The 14569-nt window shown below is 68.1% G+C and carries 11 protein-coding genes and 1 pseudogene; 8 read left to right on the top strand and 4 right to left on the bottom strand.

The window, feature by feature from the left end:
• The first annotated feature begins 105 nt into the window (after positions 1 to 105).
• Both JRI60_RS25570 and JRI60_RS25565 read left to right on the top strand, forming a co-directional pair.
• Positions 106 to 1659, top strand: coding sequence for an FG-GAP-like repeat-containing protein (locus JRI60_RS25570; RefSeq protein ID WP_204228494.1), 1554 nt, complete (start codon positions 106 to 108; stop codon positions 1657 to 1659).
• Positions 1660 to 1712: 53 nt separating this feature from the next.
• Positions 1713 to 2621 carry a hypothetical protein gene (locus JRI60_RS25565; protein WP_204228493.1) on the top strand — a complete coding sequence of 303 codons (909 nt, stop codon included), beginning with the start codon at positions 1713 to 1715 and terminating at the stop codon, positions 2619 to 2621.
• 19 nt (positions 2622 to 2640) lie between these two features.
• Here the strand turns inward: JRI60_RS25565 and JRI60_RS25560 are convergent, their stop codons facing one another.
• Positions 2641 to 3234, bottom strand: coding sequence for a hypothetical protein (locus JRI60_RS25560; protein WP_204228492.1), 594 nt, complete (start codon positions 3232 to 3234; stop codon positions 2641 to 2643).
• A gap of 72 nt (positions 3235 to 3306) precedes the next feature.
• Complete coding sequence (locus JRI60_RS25555) at positions 3307 to 5385, bottom strand: prolyl oligopeptidase family serine peptidase (RefSeq protein WP_204228491.1); 2079 nt, start codon at positions 5383 to 5385, stop codon at positions 3307 to 3309.
• 71 nt (positions 5386 to 5456) lie between these two features.
• On the opposite strand from JRI60_RS25555, the gene JRI60_RS25550 reads away from it, so the two are divergent.
• Positions 5457 to 7373 carry a DUF7151 family protein gene (locus JRI60_RS25550; RefSeq protein WP_204228490.1) on the top strand — a complete coding sequence of 639 codons (1917 nt, stop codon included), beginning with the start codon at positions 5457 to 5459 and terminating at the stop codon, positions 7371 to 7373.
• Positions 7374 to 7454: 81 nt separating this feature from the next.
• Here the strand turns inward: JRI60_RS25550 and JRI60_RS25545 are convergent, their stop codons facing one another.
• Positions 7455 to 8633: a cytochrome P450 gene (locus tag JRI60_RS25545; protein WP_204228489.1), complete on the bottom strand. Its 1179-nt coding sequence runs from the start codon at positions 8631 to 8633 to the stop codon at positions 7455 to 7457.
• A gap of 211 nt (positions 8634 to 8844) precedes the next feature.
• On the opposite strand from JRI60_RS25545, the gene JRI60_RS25540 reads away from it, so the two are divergent.
• From JRI60_RS25540 to JRI60_RS25530, 3 genes are all read left to right on the top strand, one after another.
• A complete protein-coding gene (locus tag JRI60_RS25540; RefSeq protein ID WP_204228488.1) occupies positions 8845 to 10188 on the top strand; it encodes a cytochrome P450 in 1344 nt (447 codons plus the stop codon).
• A gap of 181 nt (positions 10189 to 10369) precedes the next feature.
• Positions 10370 to 12016: a Na+/H+ antiporter gene (locus JRI60_RS25535; protein ID WP_204228487.1), complete on the top strand. Its 1647-nt coding sequence runs from the start codon at positions 10370 to 10372 to the stop codon at positions 12014 to 12016.
• A gap of 11 nt (positions 12017 to 12027) precedes the next feature.
• Complete coding sequence (locus JRI60_RS25530; protein WP_204228486.1) at positions 12028 to 12720, top strand: RibD family protein; 693 nt, start codon at positions 12028 to 12030, stop codon at positions 12718 to 12720.
• A gap of 36 nt (positions 12721 to 12756) precedes the next feature.
• On the opposite strand, the pseudogene JRI60_RS25525 reads toward JRI60_RS25530, so the two are convergent.
• Positions 12757 to 12897, bottom strand: a pseudogene (locus tag JRI60_RS25525) (LysR family transcriptional regulator); the annotation flags it as partial.
• Positions 12898 to 13115: 218 nt separating this feature from the next.
• Here JRI60_RS25525 and JRI60_RS25520 point away from each other — a divergent pair.
• Positions 13116 to 14135, top strand: coding sequence for a hypothetical protein (locus tag JRI60_RS25520; RefSeq protein WP_204228485.1), 1020 nt, complete (start codon positions 13116 to 13118; stop codon positions 14133 to 14135).
• Entirely contained in the window at positions 14084 to 14542 is a 459-nt protein-coding gene (locus JRI60_RS25515; RefSeq protein ID WP_204228484.1) for a hypothetical protein, read from the top strand. The genes JRI60_RS25520 and JRI60_RS25515 overlap by 52 nt, the downstream gene beginning before the upstream one ends.
• Positions 14543 to 14569: the final 27 nt, after the last annotated feature.

Raw genomic sequence — 14569 nt, 5'->3', positions numbered from 1 at the left:
TTCATTGGCTTGCGGGTTGAAGACTGTTATATCTCGCCCGCCGCTGAGCCATCCGGTTACGGGCACGTCACGAAAACCAGTTACCGCGTCGCGAAGGAGAGACGGATGAAGTCGACCGCCATGAGTTGGACAATGGAGGTGGCCCGCTGCGCCCTCGCGCTTGCCAGCGGAGTTGGACTGGCGCTGGCGCCCGCGAGCGCCTCCGCGGCGGCGCCCACCCTGAGAGTGATGCCGCTCGGCGATTCCATCACCTGGGGAGTGGGCAGCGCGACCACGTCGTCGTACCGGAGGCCGCTGGCGAACCTGCTGGCCGGCCAGTCCCGGTACGCCGTGAGCTTCGTCGGCTCTCAAGCATCCGGCAGCCTTCCCGATTTCTCCAATGAAGGGCACAGCGGCTACACGATCGACCAGATCCGCGCCGGCATCGACGGCTGGATGGCCGGGGCACGGCCGGACGTCGTCCTGCTGCATATCGGCATCAATGATCTCAACCGCGGTGTCGACATCCCCAACGCGCCCAACCGGCTGACGGCCCTGGTCGAGCAGATCTTCGCGAACAAGCCCGGTGTCACCGTCCTCGTGCTGGGACTGATTCCGACCACGCCGGGCCTGGAAGCGCAGGTCAGCACGTTCAACAGCCGGGTCCGCGCCCTGGAGAGCAGCCAGCAGCAGGCGGGCCACAAGCTCCGCTATGTCGAACCGCCCGCGCTCACCGCCGCCGAGCTTCCCGACCGCCTCCACCCCAACGACGCGGGCTACCAGCGCATGGCCCAGGCCTTCCACGGGCCGCTGGACCAGGCGTTCACCGACGGCTGGGCGGTGGGCGCGCCGGCACTGGGCGCGGGCACCGAGGCCGGCACGGGCAAGGTGCGATGGGCGGACTTCGACGGCGACGGCCGGATGGACTACCTCACCGTCGCCAGCAGTGGCGCGGTGTCCGCCTTCCTCAATCGCGGAGGCGACGGACGTGGCGGTTGGGCCATTCTCGGCCAGGTCGCCACCGGCGTCACCACGGACGGCAGCCGGGTCCGGTTCGCCGACTTCGACGGCGACGGCAAGGCCGACTACCTCCTCATCGGCACGAACGGCGCGGTCCAGGTCTACCTGAATCGCGGCGGCGACGGACGCGGCGGCTGGCTCGGCCTCGGCCAGATCGCCACCGGCGTCACCACCGATGCCAGCCGCGTCCGGTTCGCCGACTACGATGGCGACGGCAAGACCGACTACCTCGTCATCGGTACGAACGGCGCGGTCCAGGCCTACCTGAATCGCGGCGGCGACGGACGCGGTGGCTGGCTCGGCCTCGGCCAGATCGCCACCGGCGTCACCACCGATGCCAGCCGCGTCCGGTTCGCCGACCTCGACGGCGACAGCCGGGCCGACTACAGCGTGATCGGCACCGATGGCTCCGTCCAGACCTACCTGAATCGCGGCGGCGACGGGCGCGGAGGCTGGCTCGTCCTCGGTCAGGTCGCCACTGGCCTGACCACCCAGGCCGCCCAGGTCTCGTTCGCGGACTTCACTGGCGACGGTAACGCCGACTACATCCTGGCCGACCCGTCCACCAACGCCGCCACCGTGTACTCCTGGGCCGGCGGCGACGGCCACGGCGGCTGGATCAACCAGGGCCGAGTCGCATCCGGCGTTTCCGTTCCCTGATTCGCGTGATGTCTCCCCTTTGACCGCTGTCCCCCGCCTGGAGGTCGTTTGCCATGAAGAGAATTCTCGCCGCCGCGCTCATTTCGACCCTTTCCGCCTGTGGCGGTGAACCCGGGGACGAGTGGAGCGATACACAAGACAGTCACCCCGAGGCGCTGTCAGGCACGAGCGCCAGCCTGGCCCAGCCCTCCCCTACCTTCATTCCAAAGCCCACCGGCCCCTGTCCCGAGTTCCAGGAGGGGACGCTGACCTTCCGGCCGGCGGGCATCCCGGCCCGCGCCGTTCGCATCTGGATGTCGGACGCGGCCAAGACGTTGGATGGTCCGCTCGTCTTCTACTGGCACGGCACGGGCAGCCAGCCGACGGAGGCCAGCACGGGCATTGGCACGACGCAGATCAATGCCATCAAGGCCCTGGGCGGCATCGTCGCGGCGCCAGCGCATGACCCCTCCGCGGGGACCTTCCCTTGGTTCTATGTCTCGTCCACCTCACGCGACGATGACTTCCGCGTGGCGGACGAAGTCCTGGCGTGTGCCATCCAGAAGGTCGGCATCAATGTGAGCCGCATCCACAGCATGGGCATGAGCGCGGGTGGCCTGAACACGACGCAGATGAGCTACCGCCGCTCCGGGTACATCGCGAGCGTGGCGACCTACTCGGGCGGAAGGGTCTCCACGATTCCGACGCAGGATTCGTCGAACAAGTTCGCCGCCATGATCTTCCACGGCGGGGCGTCCGACCAGGTCGTCATCAACTTCCAGACGGTGAGCCAGAACTACTACAACGATCTGAAGTCCAAGACCCAGTTCGCCATGCTGTGCAACCACGGCAGGGGGCACACCATCCCCACGGACGCGCGCGCGGCGGTCTGGCAGTTCTTCCAGGCGCATCCCTTCGGAACCGTCCCGTCGCCCTACGCGAATGGACTGCCGAGCACCATGCCGTCCTACTGCCAGCGCTGAGCCGCCGGGCGCCCGACGCTCATTTCGACCCGGTGGCGAGGTACTGGTCCACCTGGGATTCCAGCTCGCGGGCGACGGAGGGTGAGACCCGGGAGAGGATCTGCCATTCCAGCTCCAGGTCCCGGGTGAGCACCGGGGGGGCATAGGAGAGAGGGTCGCCCTTGACCATCCTCTTGTAGCCCCCCGACTCATCCTTCTCGGGGGAGCTCGGGTGGGGCGCGGTCCGGCCGACGGTGGTGTAGGAGAACCGGTACGCGTTCACCACGAAGCGACCGTCGTCGAGCTGCTTCCCCATGACGAACTGCCGCTCCCGGAGCGCCCCGATGTCGAGGGTGTCGTCGAACTTCACCCGCCAGGCGGTACGCACGTACAGGGGGTCCGTACTCTCGATGATGACATACCCCCTCTCCTTGAGGATCTCGCGGGCCACCTCCAGGACCTGCTCGGCGGGGAGCCGGTAGGTGACGTAGGCGGCGCTGCGCTCGAGCAGGTGCGTGCGCCCGGTGGTAGCGGTGGCACAGCCAGTCATCCCCAGGAGCAACAGACCGAGAAGGGCCACCGGGAGCAGGGTCCGGGTTCGTGGTTCTTCTGACGGCCAGCGCTGGGCGTGCATGCATTTCTCCTGACGCGGATGAGACGGCATGCAGCTAGAACGCACTGGCGAGCCCGGCATATCGCCGCGAAATCAGAGCGGTGCGACGTCGAGCGTCCGGCAGTAGAAGCTCAGCTCGTCGACGTCTTGCTCGATGAGCGCCGTCAGCGTGGTGCCGCCGCCGTGTCCCGAGTCCCGGAGCGGCAGCAGGAAATAGGGTCCGCCCCCCGTGCCTTCCGCCTGGAGCCTGGCGACCATCTTGAGCGGATCATGCGGAGGCGCGACCCGGTCGTTCAACGCCGACACGAAGGCCATCACGGGGTAGCGGCGATCGGCTCGGACGTTGTGATAGGGCGAATACCCGGCGAGATACGGACCCTCGACGGGATCGTCGGGCGAGCCGTATTCGACGGTCGCCGAGCTCATGTGGCCGAAATTCGGGAAGCGCAGCATGTCGAGGGTGGGCGCGCGGCAGAAGACGGCTCCGAAGGCCTCGGGGGCCTGCATGGCGGCGACGGCGACGAGCAGACCGCCGTTGCTGTTGCCGCGCGAGGCGAGCCTGGAGGGCCTCGTGTAGCCCGCCGAGACGAGCCAACGCGCCGCCGCGATGTAGTCGTCGAAGGCGTTCTGCCGCCGCGTCTTGCATGCCGCCTGGTGCCAGGCACGTCCGTATTCGCCGCCACCTCGCACGTTGGCGAAGGCGAGCACGCCGCCCAGCTTCAGCCAGGCAGCATGGACCGCCGCGAAGCGCGGCTCCACCGAGATGTTGAAGCCACCGTAGCCGCTCAGCCGCACGGGCTGGCGCCCGTCGCGAGGCAGGTCCTTCCGGTGGATGATGAACATCGACACCCGCGTCCCGTCGAGCGACTCGTACCAGACCTGGTCCGTCACATACTCGGAGGCGTCGAGCCCGACGTCGGGGATGTGGTACGGCGACAAGCGGTCCGTCGCGTAGTCGTACCGGTAGACCGAGGGGGCCTGCACGTACGACATGAAGCTCACCCACACCTCGTCGCCGCTCCAAGCGCCGCTGATGCCGCTGACGATGCCCTCCCCTTCATTGCGATTCACGGAGCCGAGTGCGGGCAGCACCAGGTCGCGGAGGTAGGCGCCGTCCTGGGCGTGGATGCGCACGCGATGCGACGCCGCATGCGAGTAGACGGCGTAGAGGCGGCCACCGACGCCAGCGACCGTCTGCAGCGTGTCCGAGCTCTCGGGGATGAGCGTCCGCCACTCCGTCGGTGCCATCAGTGGCGCGACGCAGAGACGGCCGCGCGGCGCGTCGAGGTCGGTATGAACGAGCAGCGAGTCACCAATCACCTGCACCTGGTTGAGAGACCGCATGGCGGGAGCCACCGGCACGAGGGCGTCGTCGGCGAGGCGCAGCAGGTAGACGACGTTGGCGTGCACGTAGTCCCACTTGTAGAGCACGGCGAAGCGGCGACACTCGCTGAGCTTGACCGAGCACCAGTACTCCTTCTCCTGGTCGTCGCCGAAGATGCGGCGGGCCGGCGCGCCCGACCCGATCCGGTGCTCGTAGATGGCGTTCCAGTGCGCCTCGTCGCCCGCGGGCACCTCGCCCGGCTCGGGACACGCCGCGTAGAAGAAGCCCGATGCGTCGGGTCTCCAGGCCACCGACGAGTGGCTCGTACCTCGGGGCCGGTCGGGCAGCAGCCGCCCCGTCTCGACGTCGAGCACGTGGATCACCGCGCCATGGGTGCTACCAATGGCCTTGCCGAACGCGACCCGCGCACCGTCGGGTGACGGCACGGCGAAGACCAGCGCCTCGTCGCTCGCCCACGTGTTGGGATCGAGCACCGGCTCGAGCGGCGCGCCCTTGCCACGCCGGAGCATGAGCTTGAGCTTGTCGTCGCTGGCATCCGCCTGCCAGAGGAACTCGCGTCCGTGCGGCCCGGCGGGAATCGGCGGCGAGAGCCGCGCATAGCGCGCGGAGCGAGCCACCGCTGCCCTCAGCCCCTCGCGTCCCGGCACCGAGCGCAGCACGGCGTGCGTGACGGCTTCCTGCGCCGCGATCCACGCCTGGGTCTCCGGGGCGTCGAGCCGCTCCAGCCATGCGTAGGGATCGTCGAACCGCCTGCCGTGCAACGTGTAGCCGCTCTCCGGATCGCGTCGGGTCGTGGGAAATTCCAGGGCCTGGTCCAGGTTCTTCATCGGGAAATCCTCCGCCAAAGACAGCCCCTCCTGCTGGCTTTCGATGAAAACTTCCACTAGAGAGTGCGCGCATGAGCAAGTGGGGGATTGCGGCCATCAGCGGATTCGTCTTGATGTGTGGACTTGGGTGTGGCCGCGTGGAGGAGCCCGAGCCACTCGTGAAGCCGGAGCGGCTCGTCCGGGTGGAAGACGTAGCACGCGGGGCTTCCTGCCCTCTGGGAGGAACGGTCATCCACACCGGCCACGACACCAACCAGGATGGGCGTCTGGCGGATGAGGAGATCGAGGAGACGCACTACGCGTGTCAGCAACCCGGGCAGCGCTCACGGATCGTCCCCGAGCCAGAAGGGACCCACTGCCCCCATGGGGGTACGGCGCTGCTGACGGGCCCGGATACGAACGGCAATGACGTCCTGGACCCTGCGGAGGTCACCACCACCGAGTACCTGTGCCACGACGCCGCCCCTCAGGCATTGCTGCGCCTCGAAGTGGAGACTCCGGGGGTCAACTGCCCGGCGGGCGGACGGCGCATCCTCAACGGACTGGATCGCGATCGCGACGGTGTCCTCGATGATGGGGAGGTCCTGGACACCCGATACGTGTGTGAGACGCGAGAGCTCGTGCGGGTGGAGGCCGTGCTGGCTGGTTCCCACTGCCCCGGAGAGGGGGCGGCGGTGCGGAGCGGACCCGACACCAACGGTGACGGCATCCTGCAGGATTCAGAGGTGGCGAAGACGGAGTACGTTTGCGACCGGGTCATCCTCGGCAGCGTGGACATCCGCTCCCAGGTGGAGCTGCTGGCGCTCCAGGACGTGGAGGCCATCATCGGAGACCTGCGGATCGACTACACGGACAAGGTCGTCAACGTGGACCTTCCGGCGTTGAAGTACATCGGCGGTACTCTCGATCTGGATTACCTGCGCGAGCTGCGCAACGTCTCGCTCCCAGCACTGGAGCGGGTCGGCGGCTCCGTCATCATCACCAGCATCCCGAAGCTGGACCGGGTGGACCTGGGGGCCCTACGCGATGTGAGTGGGGAGCTGCGCGTCACCGAGAACCCCGAGCTGGTGGGAATGGAGCTCGCATCGCTCATGAACGTGAGCGCCAGCATTCTGGTGTACGCGAATCCCAAGCTCACGGTGTTCGGTCTTCCCCATCTGTACTGGGCGGACAGGATCTCCCTGTTGAATGTGGCCTCGAGCCGGCTCGAGTTTCCCAGACTGCAGCAGGTCCGCTCGCTCTCCATCGCCGACTGCGCCGCCACGGAGGTACACCTCCCGTCGCTCAATTATGCGTTGGAGGACCTGGTCATCGCCAGGATGCCGCGGCTCCAGCGGCTGGAATTGCCCGTGCTCTACCACGTCGGCAAGAAGTTCATCGTCCGCGACACGGAGGCGCTGGCCTCCTTCTCGTTGCCCCTCCTCCAGGAGCTCCTGGGAGAGTTCAACCTCTGGGACAACGCGGGCCTGACCACGTTCGACGCACCCGCGCTGCGGAGCGTGGGCGGCTGGGTCTACATCGCCGACAACGATGCGCTCACGACGCTCTCCGGCCTGCGCAACGTGACCTCCATAGGGAATCAGCTTCTGCTCTACGGAAATGCCCGACTCACTTCGGCGGAGGGACTGGCCTCGCTCACGAGCGTGGCGTCCTACATGCAGGTCCTGTACAGCGGCTTCACGAGCTTCCGCCTGCCATCCCTGCGTCACGCATGGATCATCATCATCGGACGGGCGGGCCAGGAGAACGAGCAGCTGAAGTCCATCCAGTTTCCCAGACTGGCAACGGCCACCTCGCTGGGCCTCGCCGACAACCCGGTCCTGGAGACGCTCGAGCTGCCGGCCGCCCGGCTCATCTCCGACTCGCTCTACATCTATTCCTCCCCTGCTCTTCCGCGCTGCCGGGTGAACGCCCTCCTCGAGCGACTTTCCGCCCCGCCGCTCGAGGTCACATTGCTGGGCCTGGACGACAGCCACGTCTGCCAATGACCCGCCCATGAAACGCCCATGGGCCAGGGCTCTCCTCGTCCAGCCAGGAGAGCCCGCTTGGAGGGCAATGACCCGGCACCCTCACCAGGAGATGGGCAGCGAGGCCAGGCCGCGGTACACCAGCCCATGCCGGCGCCAGACGGGCTCGGCCGAGATCCGGAGACCCGGCATGCGCCGGAAGAGCTCTCCGAAGGCCCGCTCCGCCTCCATGCGCGAGAGGTTGGCCCCCACGCAGTAGTGGGCGCCACCACCGAAGGCCAGGTGCTGCTTCGCGTTGGCCCGGCCCACGTCCAGGCGGTCCGGCTCCGAGAACACCCGGGGATCCCTGTTGGCCGCCGCGAAGTTGATGTAGGCGAGCTGGCCCTTGCGCATCCGCTGGCCGCCCATCTCCACGTCCTCCGCCACCAACCGGTGCATGATCTGCACGGGGCTCTGGAAACGCAGCAACTCCTCGATGGCATTGGGCAACAGCTCGGGCGACTCCTGGACGCGGCGCAGCTCGGCCGGGTTCTCCAGGAGCGCGAGCATGCCCGTACCGAGCATGTCCAGCGTGGTGATGTGGCCGGCGGCGATCAGCATCACCGCCTGGACCACGAGCTCCTCGGCGGTGATGCGGCCCTCGCTCTCGCCCTCGATGAGGTAGCTGAGCATGTCCTCGCCGGGCTCGCGGCGGCGCTTGTCGATCAGATCCTGCAGGTAGGCACCGAAGTCCCGGGCACCCGCCTCGGCGCGCTGGGCGCCAGCGCGGTCCGAAACGCCCTGGCTGAAGAAGAGTGTCAGATCCTCGGTCCACTGCTTGAAGCGGTGCCGGTCCTGCACGGGCACGCCGAAGATGCGGGCGATGATGATGGCCGGCAGCGGCTCGGCGAAGTCCTTCTGGTAATCCATGCTGCCCCGGGCCAGTGCATCGGTCACGAGCTGGTCCACCGTGTCGCGCACCAGGGCCTGATAGGCCTCGAGCGCGCGAGGCGTGAAGGCCCGGTTGGCATGGCTGCGCAGGCGGACGTGCGCCGACCCGTCCTGGAAGATGATCCCCAGGGTGTTGAGGCGGAAGGAGAACGGCATGTCGTCCGGCTTGACGTCCGGCGCCTGCGCCGCCACCAGGTGCGCCATGCGCGCGGCCGAGAAGCGCGCCCCATCGCGCAGAGCCGTCACGCAGTCCGCGTAGCGGGAGATCATCCATCCCTGCAACGGCTCACACCAGTAGACGGGATCCGCCTCGCGCATCTCGTTGTAGATGCGGAACGGGTTGTCGAACATTCCGGGATCGAAGAGATTGTAACTACGGGGAGACGACGCGCTCGCGGCCTGTGTCATGAAGCTCTCCTTCGCGGGGTAGGCAAGGCGAGTGAAAGTATCACGGGCCTCCATTCCCCCGGGATGGGGGCCCGGAGCTGAAGACCGGACTGAGGGTGTGGGTCTATGCTCTCCTCGTCCAGCCAGGGGAGCCTACTTGCGCCACGCCGCCAACATGCAGACACCGCCCCGCGTCCCAGGCCTCCCCTTGCTGGGGACCCTGCCGGAGCTGCTGACCCGGAAGCTCGATTACGTCTCCGAGCTGCGCGAGCGGCACGGAGACATCTTCACGCTCGACCTGAAGGTCGGTGAGGTGGTGTTGCTCTGCCATCCGCGCCACGCCCAGCACGTCTTCGTGGACCGGGCGCGCAGCTACGGCAAGAGCGGTCCCGTGTTCGACTCCCTGCGCACCCTGCTCGGCAACGGCCTGGCCATGAGCGAGGGGGACTTCTGGATGCGCCAGCGGCGGATGATGCAGCCGGCCTTCCACCACCAGCGCCTCGCGGCCCTGACACAGAAGATGGTGGAGGCCATCGACGAGTGCCTGGAGGGCTGGGAGGCCGCCGCCGCGGCGGGCGAGCCCTTCGACATCGCCCGGGCCTTCAACCGCGTGACGATGAACGTGATGGTGCGCACCATGTTCGGCGCGGGGCTGGAGCCCAGCGAGACGGAGCGCGTGGCGAATGCGCTCGTCTACGTCATCGACTTCATCCTGCTCGGCTTCGCGACCCAGTCCCTGCCCGGCTGGGTGCCCGTTCCCGGCCGCGCCCGCTACCGGGAGGCCCTGCGCACCATCGACGAGACGGTGTTCGGCGTCATCGAGCGGGCGCGCCGGGACACGGGTGGAGAGGCCACCCTGCTCTCCCTGCTGCTGGACATGGTGGACGAGGAGTCCGGCGAGCGGATGAGCCAGCGGGAGCTGCGCGACGAGGCGGTGACGCTCTTCCTCGCCGGCTACGAGACGACTTCGGTGACCATGGCGTGGGCCATGCACGCCCTCACCCAGCAGCCTCACCTCTTCCAGCGGCTCCAGGCCGAGGTGGAGCGCGCGGTGGGCACGCGCGTGCCCGGGTTCGCGGACCTGACGTCGCTCGCCTGGTGCCGCAACGTGGCGCAGGAATCGCTGCGGCTCTACCCACCGGTGTACTGGGTGGCACGCAAGGCGGTGGAGGAGGACGTCATCGATGGTTTCCGCATCCCCGCCGGCAAGTCCATGGCCGTGATGGTGCACCACATCCACCGCCACCCGGGGGAATGGGAAGCACCGGAGCGCTTCGACCCGGACCGCTTCACGCCGGAGCGCTCGGCGGGCCGCCACAAGCATGCCTGGGTGCCCTTCGGCGCGGGCCAGCGGCAGTGCATCGGCAAGGAGTTCGCGCTGATGGAGGCGCAGCTCATCCTCGCCCGCCTCGCGCAGCGCTTCCACGTGGAGGCCGTGCCCGGCCGAGTGGCCGAGCTGCTGCTCAGCACCACCCTGCGCGCGAAGTCCGGCGTCTGGGTGAAGCTCACCCGGCGATGAGGCGAGGGCACCGCTGCGTGCCGGAGCTGGCGCCGGCCGCCAGCGAGGCGGCGGTGCATTATCAAGCAGGGCTTAACAGCCCATTGCCTCCATGGCGACTGGTCCTCCGCGGGACCAGGGCGTATTTCTCTTCGTGTCATTCCATCGCCGAGACCCAGGAGAGGTCGAGGAAATAGGACGCATGCACGTCTTCGAGATCATCATCGCGTTGTTGCTCGCCGGTGCGGGCCTCACCGCGCTGTCCCAGCGCATCGGGACTCCCTACCCGGCGATGGTGGCGCTCGCTGGCGCGGGCCTGGCGCTCGTTCCTGGCACGCCGACGCTCGTCCTGGATCCCGAGCTCGCGCTCACGCTCTTCGTCGCGCCGGTGCTGCTGGACGCCGCGTTCGATGCGTCCCCGCGCGACCTCCGGGCGAACTGGCGGACCGTCGCCGGCCTCGCCATCGGCGCCGTTGCACTCACCATCGTCGTCGTCGCGGTGGTGGCCCGCCTGCTCGTGCCCGGCATGCCCTGGGCCGTCGCGGTCGCGCTCGGCGCGATCGTCGCGCCCCCTGACGCGGCGGCCGCGACCGCCGTCCTCAAGCAGCTCCGTCCGCCGCATCGGCTCCTCGTCATCCTCGAGGGCGAGAGCCTCTTCAATGATGCGAGCGCGCTTCTGATCTACCGTCTGGCCGTCGGTGCGACGCTCGCGGGCGCGCTGTCGCCAGCGGGCGTGCTCCCGCTGCTCTTCATCGTCACCGTGGGCAGCGTGGTGCTCGGGTTCGTGCTGTCGCGGGTGATCCTCCTGCTGACCGCGCGGATACACGACGTCGCCATCGCGGTCGTCGTTCAGTTCTGCGGGACGTTCGCGGTCTGGATGCTCGCGGAGCGGCTCCATCTCTCCGGCATCCTCACCGTGGTCGTCTTCGCGATGGCGACCACCCGCCGCGCCGCGGACGTGATCCCGGCACGCGTCCGGATCCCTTCGTATGCGGTCTGGGAGTTCGCTGTGTTCGTGTTGAACGTGCTCGCCTTCATCCTCGTCGGGTTCCAGCTGAAGGCGATCCTCGGCCGGCTCGACTCGCGCACGCTCATCGAGTACGCCGGCATCGCGGGCGCGGTGTGCGTCGCGACGATCCTCGCGCGGATCGCCTGGGTGTCGGGCGCCGCGGCCTTCAGCCGCTGGCGGTGTCGTCCAGCGCCGGACGGCACGACGGGGCATCGCGACACGGTGGCCCTGTCGAAGCGCGCCGCGGCGGTCGTCGGGTGGTGCGGCATGCGAGGGATCGTGACCCTCGCCGCGGCGCTCGCGCTTCCGACCGGCGGGTCCGACGGTCCCGCGTTTCCCTACCGTGACCTGGTCCTGTTCACCGCATTCTCCGTCGTGCTCGGGACGCTCGTCGTCCAGGGCATGACGCTGCGCCCACTCATCAACGTGCTCCAGCTCGAGGACGACGGCTCGGTGGAGCGAGAGGTGCGGCTCGCCCGTGTCGAGACGTTGCGCGCCGCGCTCTCGACCACGACCGAGCTGCCCGACGAGGAGCTGTCGGGGCTGCTGCGTCGACGCTACGAGGTCATGCTCCGGCGCGCCGAAGCGGAACTGGACGGCGACGGCCACACGTCTCACGGGGCGACCGCGAGTGACGGCCGCGCGGTCAACGTCAACGCGGCCATCGTGCGCAGGGCAACCTCGGCCGAGCGGCAGCGGCTCCTCGCGCTGCGGGCGGACGGCACCATCGGCGATGCGGCCTTTCAGCGAGTCGAGCAGGAGCTCGACCTGAAGGAGTTGGACTTGCAGCAGCTCGTCCCCGGCGCCGATTCCGGGGGGGCATCGGACTCGATTGCATGAGGACCTGACAGATGAATGGAGCGAAACGGCCGTACGTGATTTGCCACATGGTTCCCTCCGTCGATGGGCGGATCGTCACCGGGAGTTGGAAGCTCCCGCCCAGCGCCCATGCCGAGTACGAGCGTACGGCCCGGACCTTCGACGCCGATGCGTGGATGATCGGCCGGATTTCGATGGAGCCCTACGCCGGGAAGGCAAGGGTTCCAGCGCGCAAGGTGTCACAGCCGATTCCGAGGACGGACTTCATCGCGAGGCGCGATGCGGAGTCCTATGCCATCGCGCTGGACCCCTCCGGCAAGCTCACCTGGAAGTCGAGCTCCATCGACGAGGAGCACGTGATTACGGTCCTCACGGAGAAGGTCTCGGACGACTACCTGGCCTTCCTTCAATCCAAGGGCGTCTCCTACCTGTTTGGTGGCAAGACGGACTTGAACCTGAAGAAGGTGCTCGAGAAGCTCAGGAAGGAGTTCGGCATCAAGAAGCTGCTCCTCGAGGGCGGAGGGAAGATCAATGGCTCCTTCCTGGCCGCGGACCTCATCGACGAGCTGAGCGTGCTGGTGGCGCCCATCGCGGACGGTGCCATCGGCACCCCGTCGCTCTTCGATGCGAGAGCGGGAAAGGGGCCCGCTCGCCACCTGAAGCTGGTCTCCTTCGAGAAGCGCACGGGCGACCTGCTCTGGCTGCGCTACAAGCCGAAGCGCTGACCTGGTCACGCTCTCGCTCAACGCCTCGGCGACACTTCACACCGTCCTGGCGGCCAGCTCCCTGGCAACCTCGACGAAGAGGCGCAGTGGCGTGGAGCGCTGCGCACGGCTGGGGAAGTAGAGGAAGAAGCCGGGGACGGTGGGCGCGTAGGGCTCGAGCACCCGCACGAGCCGCCCGGGCGGAAACCTCGGTGAGGGTGGCGAGCGCCTGTCCCAGTGCCGGACCCGCGCCCTCCACGAGCCGCCTGCCCGCATCCGTCAGCGACACGCTGCGCGTCGTGCGGGTGAGGCCGCACCCCATTGTCAAGCATAGATTAACAGCGCATTGCCCACCTGGGCCAGGTCGTGGAGGTTCCCATGGAGATTTCCCGATGACCCCGACAAGCTCCCTCCGGATGACCCAATACACAGTGAAACTCTCCGCAGCTCCCAAAGGTCACGAAGTTCCACCGCTGCTCGCGGACGTCGGCGCCTGGGTCGCCAGGCAGACCCACGGAAAGCTGGGCTGGTTCGATGCGCTGGCGGCCGAGGCCATTCCGAAGGAGTGGAATCCGGAGAAGGCGGACCGCCTCCGCCGCGACGCCTTCGCGTTCCTGCACCTCCCGGATGGCTCGCTGCTCGCGCTCGTGAACACCGGAGCCAAGGCTCCGGCCGCGGTGGCGTTGCTTGGCTCCGAGGGCGAGGCGCGGACCGTCGCGAACAGCCTCGAGGAGTTCCTGGCGCTGTGGTCCCAGGGCGAGACGGGGATTGACGAGCTCGACGACGAGGAAGGAGCGTCCGGGCGAAAGGCGCTGGCTGCGTGGTTGAAGGAGAACAAGGTCAAGGCGCCGAAGGCGAAGGACTTCGATTTCGCGGCCTGGCTCGATGGAGACGCCCAGGTCCCCGCGACAGCGCAGGCGGTTGCCGCCCCCACGTTCTCGCCGACCGCGGTGATGAAGAAGCTCGGCCCGAAGACGCAGCGCCTGGCGTCAGTGCTCGGACGGCGCGCGGATTCTCCCGAGGTCATCACCTATGTGACCGAGGTGCTCGGCAAGAAGGTGCCGCAGTCCACAAACGAGAACAACGACTCGGTGAACGTCGAGGCGCCCAAGCACGGCGTCGAGCTCGTCTTCTCGCACAACATCCTGAACGATGCCTTTCCGCTGGTCCCGAAGACCTCCAAGACGTTCATCCCCTACGTCTCCTTCGCGTGGGTGAGGTCTGGGATTGGCGAGACGATTCTGGGCGTGCCGTGGAAGGCGACCTCGGAGGCGGAGGTCACGAGAAGGTGCTCGGCCCGCCCACCGGCCGCCGGGCCGCCTTCGCGGACGAGGATGAGCTCACCGTCGCATACTGGGTCTATGAGCTCGACAGCTCGGGGCACGTGGATCTCGAGATCTCGTTCGAGGATTCCATCACCGTCACCCTCGGCGTGAAGAGCGCGGGCGCGCTCGAACAGTATCCCGATGTCACGACCGGGCTCTTCGTCGGCTATGCCGCGACCCGAGGCCTGCTCGACCCCTCGCGGTTCCCGGCGCACCGCGAGCTGCTCGCCGCAATCGGGAAGCGTAAGGCCCAGGGGTCGGAGCTCGTGAAGCAGGCGCTACCTCGCGGCCTCTGGGACGACCACCTCCGGGATGCGCCGGGGCTCCGGGAGATGGCGTGGCGCTGGTTCCACAACATGAACGGCCTCTGGATTACGGCGGACCTCAAGAAGACGTTCGGCAAGCGCGCGGGCTCTTTCGGTCACGATGAGCCGAAGCTGGATGACGACACGTGGGATGCCGTCGACAAGGCGGCGCCCATCCTCGACAAGCGCTTCGCCGCGTGGCTCACGAAGTAGCAGGACTCACAGGGAGGGGGCGGAGGC

Origin of the sequence: Archangium violaceum, from assembly GCF_016887565.1 — a bacterium.
In the GTDB taxonomy this organism is placed as follows: Bacteria; Myxococcota; Myxococcia; order Myxococcales; family Myxococcaceae; genus Archangium; species Archangium violaceum_B.
This window is presented reverse-complemented; position numbering and strand designations above follow the sequence as displayed.

What these genes read in the sequence shown, in the direction of transcription:
- JRI60_RS25520 (WP_204228485.1), top strand. Translation starts at nt 13,116, where the DNA reads ATGACCCAATACACAGTGAAACTCTCCGCAGCTCCCAAAGGTCACGAA.
- JRI60_RS25550 (WP_204228490.1), top strand. Translation starts at nt 5,457, where the DNA reads ATGAGCAAGTGGGGGATTGCGGCCATCAGCGGATTCGTCTTGATGTGT.
- JRI60_RS25540 (WP_204228488.1), top strand. Translation starts at nt 8,845, where the DNA reads ATGCAGACACCGCCCCGCGTCCCAGGCCTCCCCTTGCTGGGGACCCTG.
- JRI60_RS25570 (WP_204228494.1), top strand. Translation starts at nt 106, where the DNA reads ATGAAGTCGACCGCCATGAGTTGGACAATGGAGGTGGCCCGCTGCGCC.
- JRI60_RS25565 (WP_204228493.1), top strand. Translation starts at nt 1,713, where the DNA reads ATGAAGAGAATTCTCGCCGCCGCGCTCATTTCGACCCTTTCCGCCTGT.
- JRI60_RS25560 (WP_204228492.1), bottom strand. Translation starts at nt 3,234, where the DNA reads ATGCACGCCCAGCGCTGGCCGTCAGAAGAACCACGAACCCGGACCCTG.
- JRI60_RS25545 (WP_204228489.1), bottom strand. Translation starts at nt 8,633, where the DNA reads ATGTTCGACAACCCGTTCCGCATCTACAACGAGATGCGCGAGGCGGAT.
- JRI60_RS25555 (WP_204228491.1), bottom strand. Translation starts at nt 5,385, where the DNA reads ATGAAGAACCTGGACCAGGCCCTGGAATTTCCCACGACCCGACGCGAT.
- JRI60_RS25535 (WP_204228487.1), top strand. Translation starts at nt 10,370, where the DNA reads ATGCACGTCTTCGAGATCATCATCGCGTTGTTGCTCGCCGGTGCGGGC.
- JRI60_RS25530 (WP_204228486.1), top strand. Translation starts at nt 12,028, where the DNA reads ATGAATGGAGCGAAACGGCCGTACGTGATTTGCCACATGGTTCCCTCC.